Source organism: Variovorax sp. LjRoot130 (assembly GCF_964253755.1).
Taxonomy (GTDB): domain Bacteria; phylum Pseudomonadota; class Gammaproteobacteria; order Burkholderiales; family Burkholderiaceae_C; genus Variovorax.
This window is the reverse complement of sequence record NZ_CAXURM020000001.1, coordinates 2,393,032-2,416,573: the sequence shown is the minus strand read 5'-3', so window position 1 is coordinate 2,416,573 and position 23,542 is coordinate 2,393,032. Positions and strand designations below refer to the sequence as shown.

Sequence of the window (23,542 nt, the reverse complement as noted above, 5' to 3'; positions counted from 1 at the left end):
ACTGCGCGGTACACGACAATCCGGCGCGTGTCCTCCTCGCCCCACCCGGTCGCCGCGCCTGCGCCGACGCACTACGAGAATTTCCCGGTCGCCTCCTGGCTGTGCCCGCCACGGCTGCGGCCGCCGATCGCCGCGATCTACGGCTTTGCGCGCACGGCCGACGACATCGCCGACGAAGGCGAGGCCGGCGCGGCCGAGCGGCTCGACGATCTGCGCGCCTTTCGCGCCGATCTCGCCGCCGCCGCCCGCGGCGCGGCGCCATCGGCGCGCTGGCCCGAGGTCTTCGGTCCGCTCGCGCATGCCATGCGCAGCTTCGCGCTGCCCGAGCCGCTCCTGGCCGACCTGCTCTCCGCCTTCATGCAGGACATCGAGAAGACGCGCGACGGCCAGGGCTACGCCGATCGCGCCGAACTGCTCGACTACTGCCGCCGCTCGGCCAACCCGATCGGCCGCCTGCTGCTGCACCTCTACGGCGTGGACGATGCACGCGCCCTCGCGCAGAGCGACGCCATCTGCAGCGCGCTGCAGCTCATCAACTTCTGGCAGGACCTGAGCGTGGACCTGCCGCGCGGCCGCTTCTACCTGCCGCACGCCGACAGCGCCGTGCATGGCCTCGCAGCGAAGGACTTCGAAGGCTTCCGGCCGCTGGCCCCGGCCGCACCGCCACCCGCCGCCATTGCATTGATCGCCGGTGAGGTGGCCTGGGCGCGTGCGCTGATGAACGAAGGCGCGCCGCTGGTGCACCGCCTGCCGGGCCGGGCCGGCTGGGAACTGCGCTTCGTGGTGCAGGGCGGACTTCGCATCCTCGACAAGATCGAGGCGCTGGGTTGCGACAGCTTTTCGCAGCGTCCGACCATCGGCAAGGCGGATGCGACGCTTCTGGCCTGGCGCGCCTTCTGGATGCGGAGACAATCCCCCGCGATGAAGAGTTTTCCACGATGACGCCCGAGCAGTACGTCCAGGACAAGGCTGCCGCTTCGGGCAGCAGTTTCTATTACGCCTTCCTGTTCCTGCCGAAGCCGCGGCGCGCCGCGATCACGGCCTTCTATGCCTTCTGCCGCGAGATCGACGACGTGGTCGACGAGGTCAGCGACCCCGGCGTCGCCGCGACCAAGCTGGCCTGGTGGCGCACCGAGGTCGCCCAGTCCTTCGCGGGCCGGCCGCAGCATCCGGCGATGCAGGCGCTGATGCCGCACGCCACGGTCTACGGTATCGAGGAGCGCCAGCTGCACGAAGTGATCGACGGCTGCCAGATGGACCTGGACCAGACCCGCTACCTCGACTTCCAGGCCCTGAAGCGCTATTGCCACCTGGTGGCCGGCGTGGTGGGCGAAGGCGCGGCGCGCATCTTCGGCCAGACCGACGCGCAGACCACCGCCTACGCCCACAAGCTGGGCCTGGCGCTGCAGCTGACCAACATCATCCGCGACGTCGGGGAGGACGCGCTGCGCGGACGCATCTACCTGCCGGTCAGCGAGCTGCAGCAGTTCGACGTCAAGGCGCACGAAATCCTGAACCGCCTGTACTCCGAGCGCTTCGTCGCGCTCATGAAGTTCCAGGCCGAGCGCGCGCATGCGGCCTACGACGAGGCGCTCGCCCTGCTCCCGGCTGCCGACCGGCGCACCCAGAAGCCGGGCCTGATGATGGCCAGCATCTACCGCACGCTGCTGCGCGAGATCGAACGCGACGACTTCCAGGTGCTGCAGCAGCGCGTGAGCCTGACTCCGGTGCGCAAGCTGTGGCTCGCGTGGCGAGTCCAAGCGCTAGGGAAACTTTGAGTCAGGTTGCCGTCATCGGCGCCGGCTGGGCCGGCCTGGCCTGCGCCATCGAAGCGACGCGCGCCGGTCATGCGATCACCGTGTTCGAAGCCGCCCGCACCCTCGGCGGCCGTGCGCGCGCGCTGCCCGCGCAGATGCCCGACGGGCAACCGGTGCTGCTGGACAACGGCCAGCACATCATGATCGGCGCCTACAGCGCCACGCTGGCGCTGATGCGCGAGCTCGGCGTCGATCCCGGTGCCGTGCTGCATCGCATGCCGCTCACGCTGCGATTTGCCGACGGCGGCGGGCTGCAGGTGCCGCATTGGCCGCCGCCGCTGGACCTGCTGGCCGGCATCCTGGGGGCGCGCGGCTGGTCCTGGCGCGACAAGGCCGCACTGATGCGCGCCGCATTGCGCTGGCGCTGGAATGGCTTTCGCTGCGACCCCGGCGCATCGGTGGCCGCGCTCTGCGCAACGCTGACGCCGCGCGTCATGGCCGAGCTGATCGAGCCGCTGTGCGTCTCGGCCCTTAACACGCCGACCGGATACGCGAGCGGCGAGGTCTTCCTGCGCGTGCTGCACGACGCCCTGTTCGTCGAGCGCGGCGGCGCCGACCTGCTGCTGCCGCGCGTCGACCTCGGCGCGCTGTTTCCGGATGCCGCGGCGCGCTGGCTCGCGCAGCATGGCGCCCAGGTGCGCAGCGGCACGCGCGTGCAGGCCATCGCCCACGAACCAGCGGGCTGGCAGGTCGACGGCGAAAGCTTCGACCGCGTGGTGCTCGCCTGCGCGCCGTGGGAAGCCGCCCGCCTGGCCGCTGGCGTGACGCTGCCCGCCGCAGCGGCCTGGTCGCAGACGGCCGAGGTACTGCAACACGAAAGCATCGCGACCCTCTACATGGCAGGCGGCGCTGCATTGAGTGCGCCGATGCTGGCGCTGCGTGCGAGTGCCGGCGCGCCGGCGCAGTTCGTCTTCGATCGCGGACAACTCGGCGGACCGCAAGGCCTGCTGGCCTTCGTGGTCAGCGCCAGCGGCGACGAGCGCGAAACGCTGCAACACCAGGTGCTCGCGCAAGCCCGCGAGCAACTCGGCTTGACCGGTTTGCAGCCGGTGCAGACCGTCGTGGAACGCCGCGCCACCTTCGCCTGCACACCGGCGCTGGTGCGCCCCGCGGCCCAGGTGGCGCCGGGCCTGCTGGCCTGCGGAGACTATGTCGAAGGTCCGTATCCCGCGACGATCGAAGGCGCCGTGCGCAGCGGCCGCGCGGCGGCCGCCGGTTGCGGGTCCACGTAAGGGCTCAGCAGCGCACTCAACGCGATGCTGTGCTTGCCCATCAGGCGGTACAGCGTCATGCGCGAAACGCCGAGCTCGCGCGCCGCGTGCGCGCTGAGTCCTCTCAACCTGCGTCGAGCGCCATGCACAAGGCATGCAGGTTCGGCACGATCAGCTGCGGCCGCGCGCCATGTTCCCAGGGCCGCTCGTCGCGCACCAGCCAGGCGGCCTGCATGCCGGCATCGAGCGCACCGACCACGTCGAGCGCCGCATCGTCACCGACGTGGAGCACATCCTTGGGCAGCAAGCCGACCGAGGCCGCGGCGGCGCGGAAGATCGGCGCATGCGGCTTGCCGCTGCCGAACTCGCGCGCGTTGAAGGCGGCGCGAAACCAGCGCCCGACTCCGGTCTGATGGACATCGGCATTGCCGTTGGAGACGGCCACCAGCGGATAGCGTTCGCTGAGCCACTTGAGCGCGGGCAAGGCGTCGTCGTAGAGCGTCACGCGCTGGCGTTCGGCGAAGAAGATCTCGAAGGCCGGATCGGCCAGCGCCGGGTCTTCGCCCGCGCGCCTGAGCGCCGTGCGTATCGATTCGCGCCTGAGCGCACTCAGGTCGTGCGCAAGATCGGAACGCTCCTTGGCCGTGGCCTCGCGCAGTTCGCGCAAAACGCCGGGCGTCACCAGCAGGTTCGCGGTCTTCGGCGCCTCGCGCACCAGCCATTCGTAGAGCACGCGCTCGGCGCGTTCGATGGTGGGCCAGATCGGCCAGAGCGTGTCGTCGAGGTCGAGCGTGATCGCGGCGATGCGCTTCACGTCGAGGGTCAGGGAATCGGGGGTCGCAAAGGCCATGACCGAGAATAGCGCATGCCTTTTCGCCCTGAAGCTCCTGCCGTCGAAACGAACCAGGAGCGCACCGCCGTGCTCTGGTGCAACCTCGGCTCGCCCGACGAGCCGACCGCCGCCGCGGTGCGTCTCTACCTTGCCGATTTCCTGGGCGACGCGCGCGTGGTCGAGATTCCGCGGGCCCTGTGGGCGCTGATCCTGCACGGCATCATCCTGCGCACGCGACCCGCCAAGTCGGCTGCCAAGTACGCCAGCATCTGGACGCCCGAAGGCTCGCCGCTCAAGGTCTGGACGAAGAAGCAGGCCACCCTTTTGGCGGGCTGGCTCGGCGAGCGCGGCCACCGCGTGACGGTGCGCGACGCGATGCGCTACGGCAACCCGTCGATCGCCGCGCAGCTCGATGCGCTCAAGGCCGAAGGCGCGACCCGCGTGCTGGTGCTGCAGGCCTATCCCCAGTATTCGGCCACCACCACGGCGAGCGTGATCGATGCCGTCAACGCCTGGAGCGCGCGCGTGCGCCGCGTGCCGGAGTTCCGCTTCGTCAATCAGTACCAAGACGAGCCGCTCTACATCGAGGCCTTGGCCCAGAGCGCGCTCCGCTACTGGAAAGACCACGGCCGGCCCGACCAGCTGGTGATGAGTTTCCACGGCATCCCCGAGCGCAATATCCGGCTCGGCGACCCCTACCAGGCCCAGTGCCTAGTAACCGCCGGCCTGCTGGCCGAACGGCTGCAACTCACGCGCGAGCAGTACCGCGTCGCCTTCCAGTCCCGCTTCGGCCGCGCGAAATGGCTCGAACCCTACACCGAGCCGACCCTGCGAGAACTCGGCGCGACGGGCGTCGCGCGCGTCGACGTGATGTGCCCCGGCTTTCCGGCCGACTGCCTGGAGACGCTGGAAGAGATCGCGATGGAAGGCCGCGAGGCCTTTCTGCATGCGGGCGGGAAGGAATTCCACTACATCCCCTGCCTCAACGACAGCAGCGCGTGGATCGCGGCGCTGGCCGCGATCGCGGAACGCCACTTGAGCGGCTGGCCGACGCGTTCGGCCTGAGTTCAATAGCGGCCCAGGTAGTCGCGCTTGCCGATCGGCACGCCGCTGTGCCGCAACACGTCGTAGGCCGTGGTCACGTGAAAGAAGAAGTTGGGCAGCGCGAACTGCAGCAGGTAGCGCTGGCTCGTGAACTCCAGCTCGTTGCTGCCCACCTTCATCGAGACGGACCGTTCCTCGAAGCCGTCGATCTGGGCGCGATCGACGCTGTTCAGGAAGTCGACCGTCTTGGCGATGCGCGCCTGCAGTTCGTCCCAGGTCTTCTCGGTATCGGGAAAGCTCGGCGCCGTGATCGCGGCCAGCCGCGCGGCACCGAGCTTGGAGGCGTCGCTGGCGCGCTGGATCTGCCCTGCCAAGGTCAGCATGTCCGGCGCGAGCCGCGCATCGACAAGCGTCGCTGGGTCGATTCCCGAGGCCTGCGCATGCGCGAGCCCCTTGTCCAGCAGATGGGAGAGTTGGCCGAGCCCGCGGATGAACACCGGGATCGAGATGTCGTAGAGGGAAAGCGTCATGAAAGCTCCGGATTGATGCAGCGGCCGATTGTGGCCATTGCATCAATCACGTGCCGGCGGCGCGCACAAAGGCCTCGATCGGCGCCAGATGCTCCGGCACATTGAGCGCCGGCGCATGACCGCAGCCCGGCACTTCGATGATCTGCAGGCGCCCCGCGGCGCCGGGGCCTCGGCGACGCATCTCGTCCAGCGTCGCCGGCAGCACGAGATCCGACTCCGCACCGCGCAGGCACAGCACCGGCACTTCGATCGCGTCGTAGTGCGACCAGAGCAGGTAGTCCTCCGGATGGGCAACGAACTGGCGCACCATGGCCGGGTCGTAGTGCGGCGTCACGCGGCCGTCGGGCAGGCGGCGCGTGGAGGTCTCGGTGAGCCGGCGCCATTGCGCGTCGCTGAGCCAGCCGTAGGGCTTGTAGACCGTGCGGAAGAAAGCCTCGAGCTCGGCCACGGTGTCGAAGGCGGGCGGCTGGCCGGCATAGGAACGGATGCGCTCGACCGCGGCTTGCGCGATCTGCGGCGCGTTGTCGTTGAGCACCAGGCTCGCGATGCGCGGTTTCATGCGCGGCTCCAGCAGCCCGCCGGCACAGACCATGCCGATCGCGCCGCCCATCGAGGTGCCGACCCAGTGCACGCGCTCGAGCGCGAGCGCGTCGCAGAGACCGGTCGCCAGGCGGGCATAGAAGGACAACTGGTACTCGTCGTCCGGCGCCGGGCTCCACTGGCTCAGGCCGCGGCCGATGGTGTCGGGGCAGATCACGCGGAAACCGCGTTCGGCGAAGTGCACGGCCAGCTCGTCCATGTCGCGAGCGGTGCGGGCCAGCCCGTGCCAGGCGATGAGCACAGGGCCGCCGGGCGTGCCCCAATCCATCCAGTGAATCTCGCGTCCCGCGATCTGCAGGTAGTTCGAAGTCGGTGCGTTCATCGGAGAGCCCTCGCACGCAGGCGACCGACGATGCCGGTCGGGAAGTAGTAGACCGAGAGCACGAACAGCACGCCCAGCCACAGCAGCCAGCGATCGGGCGAGAGCAGCGCCGCCAGCCAGGGCGCGCCGCTCGTGGCTTCGCTGCCGATGCGCAGCAGGTCCTGCAGGTAGCTCTGCGCGACCACGAAGAGCGCCGCGCCGACAGCCGCGCCGTAGAGCGTGCCCATGCCGCCGATCACGACGATGAGCAGCACGTCGACCATGATCTCGAAGCTGAGCGAGGTGTCGGGTCCGTTGTAGCGCAGCCAGATCGCGAGCATCGCGCCGGCCAGCGTCGCGAACAGCGCCGACAGCACCGAAGCCGTCGTGCGGTAGACCACCACGCGGTAGCCTATCGCCTCGGCGCGGAACTCGTTCTCGCGGATCGCCTGCAGCACGCGCCCGAAGGGCGAGTTCACGATGCGCAGCAAGGCCAGCACGAGCACCACCGCGGTCACGAACAGCAGGTAGTAGCAGAGCAGCCGCCCGTCGAGCGAGACGCCGAGAAAAGGTTCTTCGGCGAACTCGAAGCTCGGCGAGATCAGCTCGGGCAGCTTGAAGGTCAGGCCGTCCTCGCCGCCGGTGAAATCCGACAGCTGCGAGGCCAGCGTCTGGAAGGCCGAGGCCACCGCGAGCGTGATCATCGCGAAGAAGATCGCGCGCACCCGCAGCGAGAACAGCCCGATCGCGAGCGACAGCACCAGCGAAACCGCGAGCGCCGCGCCCAGGCCCAGCAGCACGGTGCCCCAGCCGGGCCCGAGCCGCGTCGCCGAGATCGCGATGCCGTAGGCGCCGATGCCGAAGAACATGGTGTGCGCGAAGCTCACGATGCCGGTGTAGCCGAGCAGCAGGTCGAAGCTCGCGACCAGCACGATGAACACCAGCACCTTGGCCGCGACGCTCAAGGCCTTGACGCCAGGGAAGATGAAAGGCGCGAAGGCCAGGCCCAGCACCAGCACGACGAGCAGCACCGCGAGCACGCGACTGCGCGGCATGTCGTTGGAAAGAAGGCGAGACAGCATGAATGAATCCGATCGTCCTGAGTCCTGAGCGTGTCGAAGGATCAACGGCTGCTGGCGACGGGGTACACGCCCTGCGGCCGCCACAGCAGCACCGCCACCATCAGCGCGATGCTGGCGAACTGCGTCGCGGTCGGCAGCAGGAAGCCGGTGTAGTTGGTCATGAGGCCGACCAGCAAGGCGCCGATCAGCGCGCCGGTGGTCGAGCCCAGGCCGCCGATGATGATCACGATGAAGATCAGCACGTTGACCTGCGCGCCCATCTGCGGAATGAGGTTCTGCTGGAACAGGCCCCACATCACGCCGCCCAGTCCCGCGAGCGCGCTGCCGACCACGAACACGCCGACGAACAGGCGCCCGATGCGGTAGCCGAGCGACTCGACCATCTCGCGGTCCTGCACGCCGGCGCGGATCAGCAAGCCGATCTTGGTGCGGCCCAGCGTCCAGGCCAGGAGCCCGAAAACGAAGACGCCGACCGCCACCGCAAGGATGCGGTACTTGCTGATCGCCGCATCGCCCACCAGCAGCGAGCCGCGCAGTGCATCAGGCAGCGGCAACGGAAGTTGTCCCGGGCCCCAAATCATCTTGATCAGCTCTTCGCCGATGATCAGGCCGCCCACGGTGATGAGGATCTGCTTCAGGTGCTGGCCGTAGACCGGCCGCACGATGAAGCGCTCGAAGGCCAGGCCGACCGCGCCGGCCACCGCCATCGCGACCAGCATGGCGGGGAAGACCGCTACCAGGTTGCGCCACAGCTCCTGCGAGCCGGTCCAGTCGCTCATGCCGCCGAGCACCGTGCTGGCCACGAAGGCGCCCAGCGCGATGAACACGCCGTGGCCGAAGTTGAGCACGTCCATCAGGCCGAAGATGAGCGTCAGGCCCGAGGCGATGATGAAGATGATCATGCCCATCGCGAGTCCGGCGACGGTGAGCGTGAGCCAGGTGGAGAAGGAGCCGGTCAGCGGGAACGCGATCAGCGCGATCACCGGCACGAGCGCCATCGGCTTCCAGTCGAAGTCGAGTTTCATAGTGCCAGCCCCAAGAGCGATTGCTGCAGTTGTTCGTCGGCCGAGAAGGCCGCCATCGTCCCGCTGTGCACCACGCGCCCGTTGTCCATCACGGCCACGGTGTCGCCCAGGCGCTGCGCGAAGTTGATGTTCTGTTCGACCAGCAGGATCGTGACGCCGCTCCTCTTGAGCTCGCTGAAGGCGTCGATCATGTTGTTGATGATGGCCGGTGCGAGACCCTTGCTGGGCTCGTCGATGATCAGCAGCTCGCGCGGCTCGACGATCGCCCGGGCCACCGCGAGCATCTGCTTCTGGCCGCCCGAGAGCTTGCCGGCCGGATGATTCCAGAATTTCTCCACCGCGGGGAAGAGCTTGAAGATCCACTTCAGGCGTGCGTCGTCCATTTGCTCGGCGTTCTTGGCCGCGCGCGCCGCGAGCAGCATGTTCTCCTTGACCGTGAGGTCGGAGAAGATGCCCATGTTCTCGGGCACGTAGGCGATGCCGAGCCCGGCGATCTGCGGCGTGTGCAGCGCAGTGATGTCCTGTTCGCCGAAGCGCACGCGGCCTTCGGACGCATGCCACAGGCCCATGATGGTCCTGAGCGTGGTGGTCTTGCCGGCGCCGTTGCGGCCCAGCAGCATCGTGAGCTGGCCGCGGGGCACCGCAAGGTCGACGCCGTGGAGGATGTGATAGGCGCCGATGTGGGTATGGACGCCTTCGAGTTGCAACAAGGCTGGATGGCTCATGGTGTTGCTCCTTCCCCCGCGCGGGGGAAGGCCGGGATGGGGGGGGTCACATGTCGCGAAGCGTCCTCGGCGCCAGCCGCAGGCAAGCCGAGGTAAGCCTCCTGCACGATCGGCGAAGCGATCACCTCCGACGGCTCGCCATCGGCCACGAGCTGCCCGTTGTGCAGCACGATGATGCGGTCCGCCAGCTCGCGCACCACGTCCATCTTGTGCTCGACCAGGAGGATGGTCTTCGTCCTGTCTTTCTTGAGCGCGCGGATCAGGTCGAGGATCACCGGCGCCTCGGCCGCGTTCATGCCGGCCGTCGGTTCGTCGAACATGAAGACCTTCGGTTCGAGCGCCATCAGGAGCGCGACTTCGAGCTTGCGCTGGTCGCCGTGGGGCAGACTTGCGACCGTCGCATGCTCCTTGGCCTTGAGCGCGACCTCGGCCAGGATCGCATCGGCGCGCTCGGTCAGCGCGCGATGATCGCTCCAGATGCTCCAGAGATTGAGCCCGCGCCGGTGCGCGCCCTCGCGTGTCGCCTGCACCGCGAGGCGCACGTTCTCGAGCACCGTGAGATTGGGAAAGAGATTCGTCAACTGGAAGGCCCGGCCCAGCCCGGCGCGCGTGCGCGCCGAGGCGCTCTGCCCCGACAGCAACTGCCCGTCGAGCAACACCGTGCCCGCCGTCGCCTTGAGTTGCCCCGAGATCAGGTTGAAGTAGGTGGTCTTGCCCGCGCCGTTCGGGCCGACGATCGCGGTCAGCGTGCCGGGTGCAAAGCTGCAACTGACATCGTTGACCGCGACATGGCCTCCGAAACGGACGGTGAGTCCGCGCGTTTCGAGCATCGGGCTAGCGCTTGTTCTTTACCGGGATGTCCATCTCGGACGCCTTGATCTCGTGCACCAGCTCCGGCACGCCCCAGGCAAACGCCGGGTCAGCCTTGATCTTGAAGTGGTACATGCTCTGCAGCGCCTGGTGGTCTTCCTTGCGGAAGGTCATCGGGCCCTTGGGCGTGTCGAAGCTCATGCCTTCCATGGTGGAAATGAGCTTGTTGGTGCCGGTGTCGCCGCCGGTCTTCTTGAGCGCCGTCACCACCGCCATCGCAGCCGAGAAGCCGCCGGCCGTGAAGAAGTCCGGCGGCGTCTTGAACTGCTTGTAGTGGGCCGCGACCAGCGCCTCGTTCACCGGATTCTTCGGGATGCCGAAGTAGTAGTAGGTCGCGCCTTCCATGCCCGGGAACTGCTTGTAGCTGGCCATCGCCGGCAGGATGTTGCCGCCGGTGGCGATCTCGATGCCGTAGCGCTTCAGGTCGAGGTCGGCGATCTTGAACGGGTTGCCGGCGCCGGCCCACACGATCCAGATCACCTTGCGGCCCGGCAGGTCCTTGAGCTTGTCGATCAGGCGCTGGGCGCCGGCCGTGAAGTCGGTGGTGTTCTGCGGCAGGTACTCCTCGTGGACGACCTTGGCCTTCTTGACCGAATCCTTGAAGGCCTTCACGCCGTCGCGGCCGAAGGCATAGTCCTGTGCCAGCGTGGCGATGCTGACGCCGGGCTTGTCGAGCGCCACCGCATTGCTGATCGCATCCTGGCTCGAATTGCGGCCGGTGCGGAAGATGTACTTGTTCCACTTGTCGCCGGTGATCGAGTCGGCCACCGCGGGCTCGACCAGCAGGATCTTCTTGTACTCCTCGGCCACCGGCAGCATCGCCAGCGCAACGCCGGAGGACGTGGGGCCGACCGCGAGCGCTGCCTTGTCGTCGGCATAGGCCGCCGCCAGCAGCGACTTGCCGAGGTCGGGCTTGCCCTGGTCGTCCTTCTCGATCACGACGAGCTTCTTGCCGTTGACGGCCATGGTGCCGCCCGTGGCGTATTCGAGGCCCATCATGAAGCCGGTCTGGGTCTGCTTGCCATAGGCTTCGAGCGGACCGGTCTTGCTGTAGATGTGGGCGATCTTGATCTCGTTCGACTGGGCCCAGGCGGGGGTCGTGAGAGCCGAAGCGGCCAAGCTGGCGAGCGCCGCGATAGCGACGATGTGACGACGGTGCATTCTTTGTCTCCTGATTTGGGATGACTGAATATTGCACAGTTCGTGCCAGTCACGATCGCCTTGATGGCAAAGGACTTTCCCTCGTATGAAGACGCGGAAGACTGGAATCAAGACACTTGAAATGCCTTAATTTCAGACAGTTGTACGTTTCTCAGTCAGGGTTTTCCAGACGTTCATAGAGCGTCGCGCGCGAGATGCCGAGCAGCCTGGACGCCGCCAGCTTGTTGCCGCCGGTCTCCGCCATCGCGGCGGCGATCGCCCGGCGTTCCAGCTCCGCGATCTGCTGCGCGAGCGGCCGCAGCAGCGCCTTGCCGTCGCCGGCTTCGGAGGCCGCCGGCAGCGCATCGGGCGCCGCAATCTTTTCCTGCCCGGTCTCGCGCAGGATGCGCTCAAGCTGCGCCGCGTCGATGCGCTGCGAATCGCTGCGCATGGTCACCTGCTCCAGCACGTTGCGCAGCTCGCGGATGTTGCCGCGCCAGTGCTGCGCGGCCAGCAGCGCCAGCGCATCGGGCGTGAGCTCGGGCGGCGCCTCAGCGCTGCGCAGCGCCATGTCCTCGCCCAGCGCCTCGACCAGCGCCGGAATGTCGGCGCGCCGCTCGCGCAGCGGCGGCACGCGCACCGGCAACACGTTGAGCCGGTAGTACAGGTCTTCTCGAAAACGCCCTTCCCGCACCAGCACCGCGAGGTCGCGCGAAGTGGCCGCGATCACGCGCGCATCGAAGGGCACCAGCTTGTTCGAGCCCAGCGGCTCGATCTCGCCCTCCTGCAGCGCGCGCAGCAGCTTGGCCTGCAGGCCGAGCGGCATGTCGCCGATCTCGTCGAGGAACAGCGTGCCGCCGTCGGCCAGCTTGAACTTGCCTTCGCGCGCCTTGCGGTCGGCGCCGGTATAGGCGCCGGGCGCGACGCCGAAGAACTCGGCCTCCAGCAGCGTGTCGGGCACGGCCGCGATGTTCACGCTCACGAAGAGCTTCTGTGCGCGCGCCGAGGCCGCGTGGATCGCATGCGCGAGCAGCTCCTTGCCGGTGCCGGTTTCGCCCAGGAGCAGCACCGGGCTGGAAGACTGCGCCGCACGCCGCGCATGGCGCTTGACCTCCACCGCCGCCGGGCTGCTGCCGATGAAGCTGGCGAAGGTGTACTTCGAGCGGCGCAAGCCGTCGGCCGACTGCTGGTAGAGCGGGTTGTTGCGCTGGCTCGCGAGTTCGCGCCGCGCATCGTCGAGGTCGCGCTGCAGCAGCGCGAACTTGCTGATGAGCGGCTGCAGCGTGTCTTCCGGATGGTCGAACAGCACGATGCCGATCGCGCCGATGACCGCGCCGGCCGCGCCGCCCTCGCCCTCCTCGCGCAAGGGAATGCGGCTGACGACGAAGGTGCCGGCCTTGTTGGTGAGCAGGTCGATCAGGATCGGCTCGCCGGTTTCGAGCACGCGATGCATCAGCGTGTTGGGAATCACGTCCTCCACCTGGTGGCCGAGGAACTGGTCGATGGACGAGAAGCCCAGCGCCGGCAGGAAGCGCCGGTAGCCCTCGTTGACCCAGACGATGCGCCCGCCGCGGTCGACCAGGAACATGCCCTGGCTGATGCTGGAGAACAAATGGAACATCGAGCGCGCGGCGAGCGCGAGGATGCCATCGGCATCGAGCGGCAGTGCGGGCGGTGGCGCGGTGGCGGCGGACATGGCCGGATCGTAGCGCGCGCATCCTGCGGCGCATCAATGGCCGACGAGTTCGGCATCAATGAATTCTTAGCACTTGGTTAGGATGCGAGGTTTTTCGAATTGCAGTAAGGGCAATGGTTCTCGAGGCTCGCAGACTTGCTATGCTGCGCGCCTTGCACGGCCCACCCGGCTGCGCCCCGGCCCAGCGGCGAACGATCGGTTCGCCAGCCACGCCACTTTTGCGGAACGCTTTTCTCATGAGGAATTCCCGGCTTCCCGCGCTCTGGCTCGCGCTTCCCCTGCTGCTGTCGGCCTGCGCACTGCCGCGCCCGCCCGAGCAGGTGACGGCACCGACGCCCGCGCAATGGCACACGCCCCTGCCCCATGGCGGCTCGCTGCCCGTGCTGGCCGACTGGTGGCGCCAGCTCGACGATCCGCTCCTGGTCGAATTGATCGACGCGGCACAGGCCGCGAGTCCCAGCGTGGCCAGCGCGGCCGCGCGCATTGCCGAGGCGCGCGCGACGCGCGTGTCTGCGGGTGCGGCACTGGCACCGAATCTCACGGGCAACGTATCGGCCAGCCGCGGCAACTCGCCCACCAGCGGCTTCGGCGGCACCGGCAGCAGCGGCGGCGGCCTCACCGCGATTCCGCCGGTCACGACGATCCAGGCTGGCCTGCAATCGAGCTGGGAAATCGACCTGTTCGGCGGCCTGCGCGCGAGCCGCGATGCGAGCCAGGCTCGGCTTGCGGGCGCCGATGCGAAATGGCACGAGGCACGGGTCTCGATCGCAGCCGAGACCGCCACCGCCTACCTCGGCGAACGCGCTTGCCGGCGCCAGCTCGCCGTGGCCACATCCGACACGCAGTCGCGTGCCGAGACCGCACGGCTGAACGATCTGTCGATGCGCGCCGGCTTCACCGCGCCGGCCGACGCCGCACTCGCACGCGCCGGTGCCTCCGATGCGTCGGCGCGCCTCACGCAGCAGCGGGCGCAGTGCGCGGTGCAGCAGCAGGCGCTGGTCGCGCTGAGCGGCATCGATGCGCGCACGCTTCAGGCCAAGCTCGATGCCGCGCCGGTCGATCGCCCGCTGCCGGCAGTCCAGGCCGTCGCCAGCGTGCCGGCCGAGGCGCTTGCGCAGCGGCCCGACGTGTACTCGGCGGAGCTCGGCGTGGCCGCGGCGAGCGCCGACGCCGGCGCGGCGCTGGCGCAGCGCTTTCCGCGCCTCACGCTGCAAGGCTCGATCGGGCGGCTGCAGATCCGCACCAGCGGCATCCGCGAGACGATGGACAGCTGGACCATCGGCCCGGTCGCGCTCAGCGTGCCGATCTTCGACGGCGGCACGCTCGCGGCCAATGTCGATGCCGCGCGGGCGCGCTACGACGAGGCCGTCGCGCTCTACCGCGCCAACGTGCGCCAGGCGGTGCGCGAAGTCGAGGAAGCGCTGATCAACCTGCAGAGCACCGATGCGCGCGCCGGCGATGCCGATGCCGCGGTGCAGAACTACCAGGCCTCCTTCGATGCCACCAGCGCGCGCTACCAGAGCGGCCTGGCCAGCCTGTTCGAACTCGAGGATTCGCGGCGCACGCTGTTCGCGGCGCAGACCGCGCGCGTCTCGCTGCAGCGCGAGCGCGCCGAGGCCTGGGTGGCGCTCTATCGCTCGATGGGCGGCGGCTGGACGCGGCCCGGATCCGCAACGACAACAACGACCTCAACGATAGCAACGTCGCCATCATGAAAAGAATGAAGCGTTCCACCCTCGTCATCGTGATCGCCTTGGTCGTGCTGCTCGCCGCGGCCGCGTTCATGTTCTCGCGCGGCAAGCCGGAGGGCGCTGCCGCCAAGCCCAAGGATGCGGCGGCAACGCCGGCCAAGCCGGCGCTGACCGTGACCGTCGCCAAGCCCGAGACCAGCGAGCTCACCGTCACGCTCGCGGCCAACGGCAATGTCGCGGCCTGGCAGGAAGCCAGCATCGGCTCCGAATCCAACGGCCTGCGCCTGGCCGAGGTGCGGGTCAACGTCGGCGACGTGGTCAAGAAGGGCCAGGTGCTCGCCACCTTCTCGGCCGAGACCGTGCAGGCCGACGTCGCGCAGGCACGCGCCTCGCTCGCCGAGGCCAAGGCCACCGCCGCCGATGCAGCCGGCAACGCCGCGCGAGCCCGCACGCTGCAGGCCACCGGCGCGCTGAGCCAGCAGCAGATCAACCAGTACCAGACCACCGAGCAGACGGCCAAGGCCCGCGTCGAAGCGGCCGAGGCCGTGCTCGCGGCGCAGCAGGTGCGCGGCCGCAACACGCAGGTGCTGGCGCCCGACGACGGCGTGATCTCCTCGCGCACCGCCACCGTAGGCAGTGTGCTCAGCGCCGGCACCGAGCTGTTCCGGCTGATCCGCCAGGGCCGGCTCGAATGGCGCGCCGAGGTGACCTCGGCCGAACTGAGCCGCGTCGCGGTCAGCACGCCGGCCATCGTCATCAGCGCCAGCGGCGCCCAGGTCAGCGGCAAGGTGCGCAGCATCGCGCCGACGGTCGATCCGCAGACGCGCGCGGCGCTGGTGTACGTCGACATTCCCAACGTTTTGGAGAACACCGGCATCAAGGCCGGCATGTTCGCGCGCGGCGATTTCCAGCTCGGCCGCAGCAGCGCGCTCACCGTGCCGCAGGCGTCGATCGTGCCGCGCGACGGTTTCAACCATCTGCTCTTGCTGCAGCCGGACAACCGCGTCGCGCAGCTCAAGGTCGAGACCGGCCGCCGCGTCGGCGATCGCGTCGAGATCACGACCAGGCTGCCGGCCGATGCGCGCGTGGTGGTCCAGGGCGCCGGCTTCCTCAACGACGGTGACCTGGTGCGGGTGGTGGACGCCTTGCCGAACAAGGAGCAGCGTCCATGAACGTCTCGGCCTGGTCCATCCGCAACCCGATCCCGGCGGTGATGCTGTTCGTGCTGCTCACCTTCGCGGGGCTGCTGTCCTTCAACGCGATGAAGGTGCAGAACTTCCCCGACATCGACCTGCCGACCGTCACCGTCTCGGCCTCGCTGCCGGGCGCCGCGCCCTCGCAACTCGAGACCGACGTCGCGCGCAAGCTCGAGAACTCGATCGCCACCGTGCAGGGCCTGAAGCACATCACGACCAAGGTGCAGGACGGCGCGGCCACGCTGATCGTCGAGTTCCGCCTCGAGAAGCCGGTGCAGGAAGCGGTCGACGACGTGCGCTCCGCGGTGCAGCGCGTGCGCGCCGACCTGCCGGCCGACGTGCGCGACCCCGTAATCAGCAAGCTCGACTTCGCGGCCCAGCCGGTGCTGGCCTTCACCATCGCCTCCTCGCGCATGGACCCGGAGGGGCTCTCTTGGTTCGTCGACGACACGGTGACCAAAAAGCTGCTCGCCATCAGCGGCGTCGGCGCCGTCAACCGCGTGGGCGGCGTCACGCGCCAGGTGCACATCGACCTCGATCCGGGCAAGCTGCAGGCGCTCGGCGCCACCGCGGCCGACATCTCGCGCCAGCTGCGCCAGGTACAGACCGAAAGCGCCGGTGGCCGCACCGACCTGGGCGGCAGCGAGCAGCCGGTGCGCACGCTGGCCACCGTGCGCTCGGCCGACGAGCTGGCGGACATGCAGATCCCGCTCTCGGACGGCCGCCGCATCCGGCTCGACCAGGTGGCGCGCGTCTCCGACACCATCGCCGAGCCGCGCGCTGCCGCGCTACTCGACGGCAAGCCGGTGGTCGGCTTCGAAGTCGCGCGCAGCCGCGGCGCGAGCGAGGTCGAGGTCGGCGGCGCGGTGCAGAAGGCGCTGGCCGAGCTGCGCGCGCAGCATCCGGACATCCAGCTCACCGAGGCCTTCAACTTCGTCGAGCCGGTGCAGGAAGAGTACGACGGCTCGCTGCACCTGCTCTACGAAGGCGCCCTGCTCGCCGTGCTCGTGGTGTGGCTGTTCCTGCGCGACTGGCGCGCCACCTTCGTCTCGGCCGTGGCGCTGCCGATGTCGGCGATCCCGGCTTTCATCGGCATGTACCTGTTGGGCTTCTCGATCAACGTGGTCACGCTGCTGGCGCTCTCGCTGGTGGTCGGCATCCTGGTGGACGACGCGATCGTGGAGGTCGAGAACATCGTGCGCCACCTGCGCATGGGCAAGAGCCCCTACCAGGCGGCGATGGAGGCCGCCGACGAGATCGGCCTGGCGGTGATCGCCACCACCTTCACGCTGATCGCGGTGTTCCTGCCCACCGCCTTCATGAGCGGCGTGGCCGGCAAGTTCTTCAAGCAGTTCGGCTGGACCGCCTCGCTGGCGGTGTTCGCCTCGCTGGTGGTGGCGCGGATGCTGACGCCGATGATGGCGGCCTATATCCTGAAGCCCCTGGTCGGCGCCGAGAAGGAGCCGCGCTGGCTCGCCTTCTACATGCGCCTGGCCGAGCGCAGCCTGCGGCACCGCTTCACCACCATGGTGCTGGCCACCCTCTTCTTCTTCGGCTCGGTGGCGATGATCCCGCTGCTCAAGACCGGCTTCATCCCCCCCGACGACAACTCGCAGACCCAGGTCTATCTGTCGCTGCCGCCGGGCGCCACGCTGGCCCAGACCATGGCGATGGCCGAGGAGACGCGGCAACGCGTGATGGCGGTCGAGCATGTGAAGAGCGTCTACACCACAGTGGGCGGCGGCAGCGCGGGCGGCGATCCCTTCGCCAACTTCGGCACGCCCGAAACGCGCAAGGCCACGCTCACCATCAAGCTAGCGGACCGCGGCGACCGGCCGCGCAAGCAGGGCATCGAGAACGAGATCCGCAGGGCGCTCGAGACCCTGCCCGGCGTGCGCAGCACCGTGGGCCTGGGTGGCTCGGGCGAGAAGTACATCCTGGTGCTGACCGGCGAAGACCCGGCGGCGCTCACAAGCGCGGCGCGCGCGGTCGAGAAGGACCTGCGCACCATTCCCGGCCTGGGCAACATCACTTCGACCGCGAGCCTGATCCGTCCCGAGATCGCGGTGCGCCCGAACTTCGCGCGCGCGGCCGACCTGGGCGTCACCAGCTCGGCCATCGCCGAGACGCTGCGCGTCGCGACCCTGGGCGACTACGACCAGGCGCTGCCCAAGCTCAACCTGGCGCAGCGCCAGGTGCCGATCGTGGTCAAGCTCGAGGACTCGGCGCGCCAGAACCTCGCGCTGCTCGAACGGCTCAGCGTGCCCGGCAAGAACGGGCCCGTGATGCTCGGCCAGGTCGCCACGTTGACGATGGAAGGCGGCCCGGCTGTGATCGACCGCTACGACCGCTCGCGCAACGTTAACTTCGAGATCGAGCTCTCGGGCGTCGGCCTGGGCGATGCGAAGACCGCGGCGATGAAGCTGCCCTCGATCCAGAACCTGCCGCCCGGCGTGCGGGTGGCCGAGGTCGGCGACGCCGAGATGATGAGCGAGCTGTTCGCGAGCTTCGGCCTGGCGATGCTGACCGGCGTGCTGTGCATCTACATCGTGCTGGTGCTGCTGTTCAAGGACTTCCTGCACCCGGTCACGATCCTGTGCGCGCTGCCGCTGGCGCTCGGCGGCGCCTTCCTCGGCCTGCTGATCGGCCAGAAGGCGCTCTCCATGCCCTCGATGATCGGCTTCATCATGCTGATGGGGGTAGCGACCAAGAACTCGATCCTGCTGGTCGAATACGCGATCGTCGCTCGCCGCGACCACGCCATGAGCCGCTGGGACGCGTTGCGCGACGCCTGCCACAAGCGCGCGCGGCCGATCATCATGACCACGCTGGCCATGGGTGCCGGCATGACGCCGATCGCCTTCGGGCTGAGTGCGGCCGATTCCAGCTTCCGCGCGCCGATGGCGATGGCGGTGATCGGCGGCCTGATCACCTCCACCGTGCTGAGTCTGTTGGTGGTGCCGGCGGTGTTCACCTACATCGATGACATCGAACACTGGATCAAGCGCACGGTCGCGCGCATCCGCGGCCGCGCGCCCGACCCTGCCGATGCGCCGGAAGGGGCGCCGCCGCTGAAGCAGCAGCCGGCGCCGAACTGAGGCAGCATGGGCCATCGTGATCCCACACGGAGGCAAACCATGAACCCGAAGCGCATTCCTGCCGCGATGTTCTGCGCCGTCCTGCTGGCGGCGGCCACGGCCGCAGGCGCCCAATCGGCCCAAGAGGTGCAGGCCCGGCAACGCTACGAAAGAGAGATCGCGGCCTGCAACAGCGGCACGCTGCCGGCGCCGGCGCGCGAAGCCTGCATCCGCGCCGCCGGCAACGCGCTGGACCGCGCCCTCGGCGGCCCGCCAACGGACGTCACGGCGCCCTCCGCCGACGGCCGCGCCACGATCGTCAGCCCGGCCGGCGCGCCACTGCCCTCCAGCGGCTCCGATGCGGTTCGCTCGCGCGACGGCCGCGCAACCATCGTGCTGCCGGCCGATCGCACCGCGCCTCGCTAGCCGGCATCATTGCAGTCCGGCCAGGGCGGCCTGGATGCGCTGGCCCTGCGCAGGCGTGATCAGCCCCGTCAGCAGTTCGCCGAAGCGCGCCTGGCCTGCACCCGAGTGGATGTACTGCCACCGGTAGGCCGCCAGCAAGGTCTTGCGGATGGTCTCTACCTCGCCCGCGTCCAGCACGCCGGCCTGCGGCTTGTTGGCCATGAAGTACGCACTATCGGCCTCCGCCTGCAATTGCAGCAGGCCGTCGATGCCGGCCACCAGCGCGATGAGATCGTCGACGGCCGCATCGCGTTCTTCCGGCGTGAGCTTCGCGTCCTCGCGCTGCCACTCGAGTTCGTCGAGCACGGCATGCTGCGACTCCTCCTTCCAGTGGAAGAGGAACACGTCCTTGAAGAGCGCCGAGATCTCGGCATCCACCGCAATGCTCTCGCGGTAGTGCACCTGCGTGATGAGTTCGACGTCGCAGGTCAGCGCGAGCACAGCCCAGGTGCACTTGCCGAGCACGAACTGCGCCACCGTGTTGGGCTCGGGCACGAACAGGTAGCCGGCCGGCATGCAGCGCGCGGCCAGGCCTTCGATGCGGCGGAACAGCTCCTGGTGCTTGAGCTCCTCGTCGGTGAAGCGCACCAGCGCCTCCAGCGCCACCTGGTCGCCCAGCCAGTGATCGCGGCTCACTTCGAGAATCTTGGCGCCGACGAAGCGTTCGAGCAGGCCGAACATGTTGGCGTAGGTGCGGCCCTGGATCCGGTTCAGGAAACGCCGCTCGCCGGAGCTCAGGAAAGCGAGGCGCTCCTGCAGCAGCGTCAGCCCGTCGGGCGGGAACTTGTCGGCCGCGCCGAACTCGCGCTGGCGGATCACGTCGCGATCGATGTCCCAGCGGATGCGCTTCGAGTTCTCGATGCAACGGGCATAGCGGAGGGTGGATGTCGCCTGGGACGACACGGTCTGTACGGACTGCATGGTGGGCTCCTTCGAACGCGTCAGGGGATGAACTCATTGTTCGAAGAAGCAGCCTTCGGGACCATGAGGTGGTGGTCCCGGAAATCGCGTTCGGCGGGCCGCACGACACGCAAAGCCCGGGACCACGGTCCGGGGTAGGCCTCAGCCGCGTCCCAAACCGGCGTTGCGGGCCAGCACGATCGCCTGCGGCCGGTTTTCGACTTCAAGCTTGGCGAAGATGCTGGTGATGTGGTTGCGCACCGTCTTTTCGCTGAGCTGCAGCGCCGCCGCCGCCTGGGTGTTGTCGCGGCCCTGCGCAATGAGTTCCAGCACCTCGCGCTCGCGTGCGGTCAGGCGTGCGAGCGCCGGGTCTTGCGCCCCGGCATCGACGGTGCCGAGGAAGTCCCGCACCTCTTCGACCCACAGCGGCCAGACCTCGTCCTGCGCGAGCATCAGGTGGTGCACGCTGTGCAGCGGCACGAAGCGGGCTTGCGTGATGGCGCCCGCGATGAGGCGGCCTTCGTCGAAGGGCACGCGCAGATCGCCGGTGGCATGCAGCACCAGCGTCGGGCAATGCACCTGCGGCAGCAGGTCGGACACGTCGATGCTGTCGAAGGCCCGCAAGGTGCGCGCCGCGTTGGAGGGCGAGGTCGACACGCGCGCCAGCTCGTTGAACCACTGATGCTGTTCGGGCGTTCCTTCGGGCAGGAACTGGCTCGTGAAGAACTGGCGGAAGGCCGCATCCGCACGGCCCCAGCCGATCTCCATCAGCTTCGCCTGCGTTTCGGCTTCCTCGTCGAGCACCCGCCCACCGCCGCGCTTCCTGCGCCCGCGCGCATAGCCGCCCTGCAGCACCAGGCGGCTCACCCGCTCGGGATGGCGCGCCGTGTAGGCGATGGCCAGGCTGACGCCCTGGGAGATCGCGAGCATCGGAAAGCGTTCGAGGCCGGCGGCATCGATCACCGTCTCCAGATCTTGCAGCCAGACTTCGAAACTCACCTGCTCGACCTCCCGGTCCGACAGGCCGGTGCCGCGCTGGTCATAGCGCACCAGGGTGTTGCGGGACGACAGCATCTCGAGGACGTGGCCCCAGACCGGGCTGGTGAGGTCGAACTCGAGATGCGAGAGCCAGTTGCCGACTTTCAGCAGGGGCGGCCCCCTGCCGCTCGTGGCATAGGCGATCCGCACGCCGTCGGGCGCGGTGCAGAAGCGGATCTGCTGTTTCAGCGGCATCCCATCACCCCCGGCTGGGCAGTGCCAGCGGAGGGTTATGGTGCCATGGCGGGATCGGCTTGTCAGCCGCGCTCTAGCATGCGCGCCACGTCATCCGGGATCGAAATCTCATTCTTCGTCAGCGGCTCGCACCACGGGTCGCTGGACAAGGCGACGTTTCTTGACGACAACGGTCGGAACCACGAGCGGCGGCGTTCGATGGCCGGACTGGCTCGGAACATGCGCCTCGAAGTCGCGCCCCAGGGCTTTCTTGACGCGGCTGGTATTGAGCACACGAACCACGTCGCCATTGATCTGCACATAGGAGCCGTCCTCCATCTGCGCCAATGCGCCGATCTGCATGCCTTCCTGAACGGTCCCGAGCAAGCGCACGTCGGTACGCGAGTAGGTAAAGAAGGTCCAGCGGCTGCCCAATCGAATTCGCAGGGGTTGTCGACTCATGGTGAGATCTTGTGCATGGCTGTGGTCCGGCTTCAAGAACTCGCGCCAAGACCAAACACCGCCGTCACGCGCGCCGCTCGCCAGCCTTGTGGCTTGGCGATCAGCGCAGCGGCGAAGAGATCGTAGCTTAGCGGACCCGCCGCTTCAGGCCGCAGCGCCCGCGCGCCGCTCCTTGCGCTCCGCCATCGCCTTGGCCACGCGCGGCAGGATCAGCACCGCCAGCACGACCACGATCAGCACGAAGGACATGGGCCGCTGGAAGAACACCGCCGCGCTGCCCTCGCCGATCGACATCGCGTTGCGCAGTTGCGCTTCGGCGAGCGGGCCCAGGATCATGCCCACCACCACCGGCGCGGTCGGGAAATCGAAGCGCCGCATGACGACGCCCAGCACACCGATCACGTAGAGCAGCACCAGGTCGAAGGCGCTCTGGCGCATGCCGTAGGCGCCGACCGTGGCGAAGATCAGGATGCCGGCGTAGAGCTGCGGCTTCGGGATCTTGAGCAGCTTGACCCACAGGCCGACCATCGGCAGGTTCAGCACCAGCAGCATCACGTTGCCGATGTAGAGCGACGCGATCAGCGCCCACACCAGCGCGGCTGAGGTGGTGAAGAGCTGCGGCCCGGGCTGGATGCCGTAGTTCTGGAACGCGCCGAGCAGGATGGCCGTTGTGTTCGAGGTCGGGATGCCGAGGGTGAGCAGCGGGATCAGCGCGGCGGTCACGGTCGCGTTGTTGGCGGCTTCGGGGCCGGCCACGCCTTCGATCGCGCCCTTGGTGCCGAACTCGGCCTTGCTGTCCGGGTCCTTGGCCAGCTTCTTCTCGGTCGCGTAGCTGAGGAAGGTCGGGATCTCGGTGCCGCCGGCCGGAATACAGCCGAAGGGCGCGCCGATCGCGGTGCCGCGCAGCCAGGCCGGGATCGAGCGCTTCCAGTCGCGCGCCGTCATGTGCACGCGGCTCAGCTTGTTCTGGCTTTCGACCACGCGGCCTTCGTATAGCACCGCATAGAGCACCTCGGCCACCGCGAACAGGCCGACCGCGACCAGCACGATCTCGATGCCGTCGAGCAGCTCGGGAATGCCGCCGGTGTAGCGCCCCTGGCCGGAAATCTGATCGAGCCCGATGCAGCCGGCTGCGAGGCCGATGAAGAGCGCCGTCATGCCGCGCAGCGTGCTCTTGCCGAGCACGGCGCTCACGGTCGTGAAGGCCAGCACCATCAAGAGGAAATATTCGGGCGGCCCGAGCTGGACGGCGAAGTCGGCCACGAAGGGCGCGAACAGCGTGACGACCACGGTGGCGATGCTGCCGGCCACGAAGGAGCCGATGGCAGCGGTGGCCAGCGCGGCGCCGGCGCGGCCGCTCTTGGCCATCTTGTTGCCCTCCATCGCCGTCACCATGCTCGCCGTTTCCCCCGGCGTGTTGAGCAGGATGGAGGTGGTCGAGCCGCCGTACATGGCGCCGTAGTAGATGCCTGAGAAGAAGATCATCGAGGCCGTGATGTCGACCTTGCCGGTGATCGGCAGCAGCATCGCCACTGCCACCGCGGGGCCGATGCCGGGCAGCACGCCGACGGCCGTGCCGAGGGCACAACCCACCAGGCACCAGAGCAGGTTGACGGGCGTGATCGCGAGCGCGAAGCCCTGCATCAATGCATTGAAGATGTCCATG

The 23,542-nt window shown here is 68.6% G+C and carries 21 protein-coding genes; 8 read left to right on the top strand and 13 right to left on the bottom strand.

What is annotated here, in order from left to right; translation table 11 throughout:
- Positions 1-27: 27 nt before the first annotated feature.
- Genes hpnC through hpnE form a run of 3 tightly spaced genes read left to right on the top strand, consistent with a single transcriptional unit; the run spans position 28 to position 3,049 of the window.
- Positions 28-942: a squalene synthase HpnC gene (hpnC, locus tag ACSQ86_RS12120; RefSeq protein ID WP_170855674.1), complete on the top strand. Its 915-nt coding sequence runs from the start codon at positions 28-30 to the stop codon at positions 940-942.
- Positions 939-1,778 (top strand): presqualene diphosphate synthase HpnD, encoded by an 840-nt coding sequence (gene hpnD, locus ACSQ86_RS12115; RefSeq protein WP_093109177.1) that lies wholly within the window; start codon positions 939-941, stop codon positions 1,776-1,778. The genes hpnC and hpnD overlap by 4 nt, the downstream gene beginning before the upstream one ends.
- Positions 1,775-3,049 carry a hydroxysqualene dehydroxylase HpnE gene (gene hpnE / locus ACSQ86_RS12110; protein ID WP_436303809.1) on the top strand — a complete coding sequence of 425 codons (1,275 nt, stop codon included), beginning with the start codon at positions 1,775-1,777 and terminating at the stop codon, positions 3,047-3,049. The genes hpnD and hpnE overlap by 4 nt, the downstream gene beginning before the upstream one ends.
- A 103-nt stretch (positions 3,050-3,152) precedes the next feature.
- On the opposite strand, the gene ACSQ86_RS12105 is transcribed toward hpnE, so the two are convergent.
- Positions 3,153-3,878 (bottom strand): HAD family hydrolase, encoded by a 726-nt coding sequence (locus tag ACSQ86_RS12105; RefSeq protein WP_093109170.1) that lies wholly within the window; start codon positions 3,876-3,878, stop codon positions 3,153-3,155.
- 15 nt (positions 3,879-3,893) lie between these two features.
- Between ACSQ86_RS12105 and hemH the strand changes: the two genes are divergently transcribed.
- The gene (hemH, locus tag ACSQ86_RS12100; protein ID WP_436303808.1) at positions 3,894-4,925 is read left to right on the top strand and encodes a ferrochelatase; all 1,032 of its coding nucleotides are present in this window, start codon (positions 3,894-3,896) and stop codon (positions 4,923-4,925) included.
- A gap of 2 nt (positions 4,926-4,927) precedes the next feature.
- Here the strand turns inward: hemH and ACSQ86_RS12095 are convergent, their stop codons facing one another.
- The 8 genes from ACSQ86_RS12095 to ACSQ86_RS12060 all read right to left on the bottom strand — a co-directional run bounded on the left by ACSQ86_RS12095 (position 4,928) and on the right by ACSQ86_RS12060 (position 12,873).
- Entirely contained in the window at positions 4,928-5,434 is a 507-nt protein-coding gene (locus tag ACSQ86_RS12095) for a DUF1993 domain-containing protein (RefSeq protein WP_436303807.1), read from the bottom strand.
- A 46-nt stretch (positions 5,435-5,480) separates the two neighbouring features.
- Positions 5,481-6,356, bottom strand: a complete 876-nt coding sequence (locus ACSQ86_RS12090; protein WP_436303806.1) for an alpha/beta fold hydrolase — start codon at positions 6,354-6,356, stop codon at positions 5,481-5,483.
- Complete coding sequence (locus ACSQ86_RS12085) at positions 6,353-7,417, bottom strand: branched-chain amino acid ABC transporter permease (RefSeq protein WP_093109166.1); 1,065 nt, start codon at positions 7,415-7,417, stop codon at positions 6,353-6,355. The genes ACSQ86_RS12090 and ACSQ86_RS12085 overlap by 4 nt, the downstream gene beginning before the upstream one ends.
- Before the next feature lie 41 nt (positions 7,418-7,458).
- Positions 7,459-8,442 carry a branched-chain amino acid ABC transporter permease gene (locus ACSQ86_RS12080; RefSeq protein ID WP_436292508.1) on the bottom strand — a complete coding sequence of 328 codons (984 nt, stop codon included), beginning with the start codon at positions 8,440-8,442 and terminating at the stop codon, positions 7,459-7,461.
- Complete coding sequence (locus ACSQ86_RS12075) at positions 8,439-9,167, bottom strand: ABC transporter ATP-binding protein (protein WP_436303805.1); 729 nt, start codon at positions 9,165-9,167, stop codon at positions 8,439-8,441. The genes ACSQ86_RS12080 and ACSQ86_RS12075 overlap by 4 nt, the downstream gene beginning before the upstream one ends.
- Entirely contained in the window at positions 9,164-9,997 is an 834-nt protein-coding gene (locus ACSQ86_RS12070) for an ABC transporter ATP-binding protein (protein ID WP_436303804.1), read from the bottom strand. The genes ACSQ86_RS12075 and ACSQ86_RS12070 overlap by 4 nt, the downstream gene beginning before the upstream one ends.
- A gap of 4 nt (positions 9,998-10,001) precedes the next feature.
- A complete protein-coding gene (locus ACSQ86_RS12065) occupies positions 10,002-11,198 on the bottom strand; it encodes a substrate-binding domain-containing protein (RefSeq protein WP_436303803.1) in 1,197 nt (398 codons plus the stop codon).
- A 151-nt stretch (positions 11,199-11,349) separates the two neighbouring features.
- Positions 11,350-12,873 carry a sigma-54 interaction domain-containing protein gene (locus ACSQ86_RS12060; RefSeq protein ID WP_436303802.1) on the bottom strand — a complete coding sequence of 508 codons (1,524 nt, stop codon included), beginning with the start codon at positions 12,871-12,873 and terminating at the stop codon, positions 11,350-11,352.
- Positions 12,874-13,109: 236 nt separating this feature from the next.
- Between ACSQ86_RS12060 and ACSQ86_RS12055 the strand changes: the two genes are divergently transcribed.
- Genes ACSQ86_RS12055 through ACSQ86_RS12040 form a run of 4 tightly spaced genes read left to right on the top strand, consistent with a single transcriptional unit; the run spans position 13,110 to position 19,263 of the window.
- Complete coding sequence (locus tag ACSQ86_RS12055; protein ID WP_436303801.1) at positions 13,110-14,588, top strand: efflux transporter outer membrane subunit; 1,479 nt, start codon at positions 13,110-13,112, stop codon at positions 14,586-14,588.
- On the top strand, positions 14,585-15,736 hold the full coding sequence (locus ACSQ86_RS12050; protein WP_436303800.1) for an efflux RND transporter periplasmic adaptor subunit: 1,152 nt from the start codon (positions 14,585-14,587) through the stop codon (positions 15,734-15,736). Before ACSQ86_RS12055 ends, ACSQ86_RS12050 begins: the two co-directional genes overlap by 4 nt.
- A complete protein-coding gene (locus tag ACSQ86_RS12045) occupies positions 15,733-18,858 on the top strand; it encodes an efflux RND transporter permease subunit (RefSeq protein ID WP_436303799.1) in 3,126 nt (1,041 codons plus the stop codon). Before ACSQ86_RS12050 ends, ACSQ86_RS12045 begins: the two co-directional genes overlap by 4 nt.
- Before the next feature lie 39 nt (positions 18,859-18,897).
- Positions 18,898-19,263: a hypothetical protein gene (locus ACSQ86_RS12040; protein ID WP_436303798.1), complete on the top strand. Its 366-nt coding sequence runs from the start codon at positions 18,898-18,900 to the stop codon at positions 19,261-19,263.
- Between the two features lie 6 nt (positions 19,264-19,269).
- Here ACSQ86_RS12040 and ACSQ86_RS12035 read toward each other — a convergent pair whose 3' ends face one another.
- From ACSQ86_RS12035 to ACSQ86_RS12020, 4 genes are all read right to left on the bottom strand, one after another.
- Complete coding sequence (locus ACSQ86_RS12035) at positions 19,270-20,223, bottom strand: hypothetical protein (RefSeq protein WP_436303797.1); 954 nt, start codon at positions 20,221-20,223, stop codon at positions 19,270-19,272.
- 141 nt (positions 20,224-20,364) lie between these two features.
- Positions 20,365-21,435: an alpha/beta fold hydrolase gene (locus ACSQ86_RS12030; RefSeq protein ID WP_436303796.1), complete on the bottom strand. Its 1,071-nt coding sequence runs from the start codon at positions 21,433-21,435 to the stop codon at positions 20,365-20,367.
- A gap of 108 nt (positions 21,436-21,543) precedes the next feature.
- Positions 21,544-21,912, bottom strand: coding sequence for a hypothetical protein (locus ACSQ86_RS12025; RefSeq protein WP_436303795.1), 369 nt, complete (start codon positions 21,910-21,912; stop codon positions 21,544-21,546).
- Between the two features lie 108 nt (positions 21,913-22,020).
- Entirely contained in the window at positions 22,021-23,541 is a 1,521-nt protein-coding gene (locus ACSQ86_RS12020; protein WP_093109153.1) for a tripartite tricarboxylate transporter permease, read from the bottom strand.
- Position 23,542 lies beyond the last annotated feature (1 nt).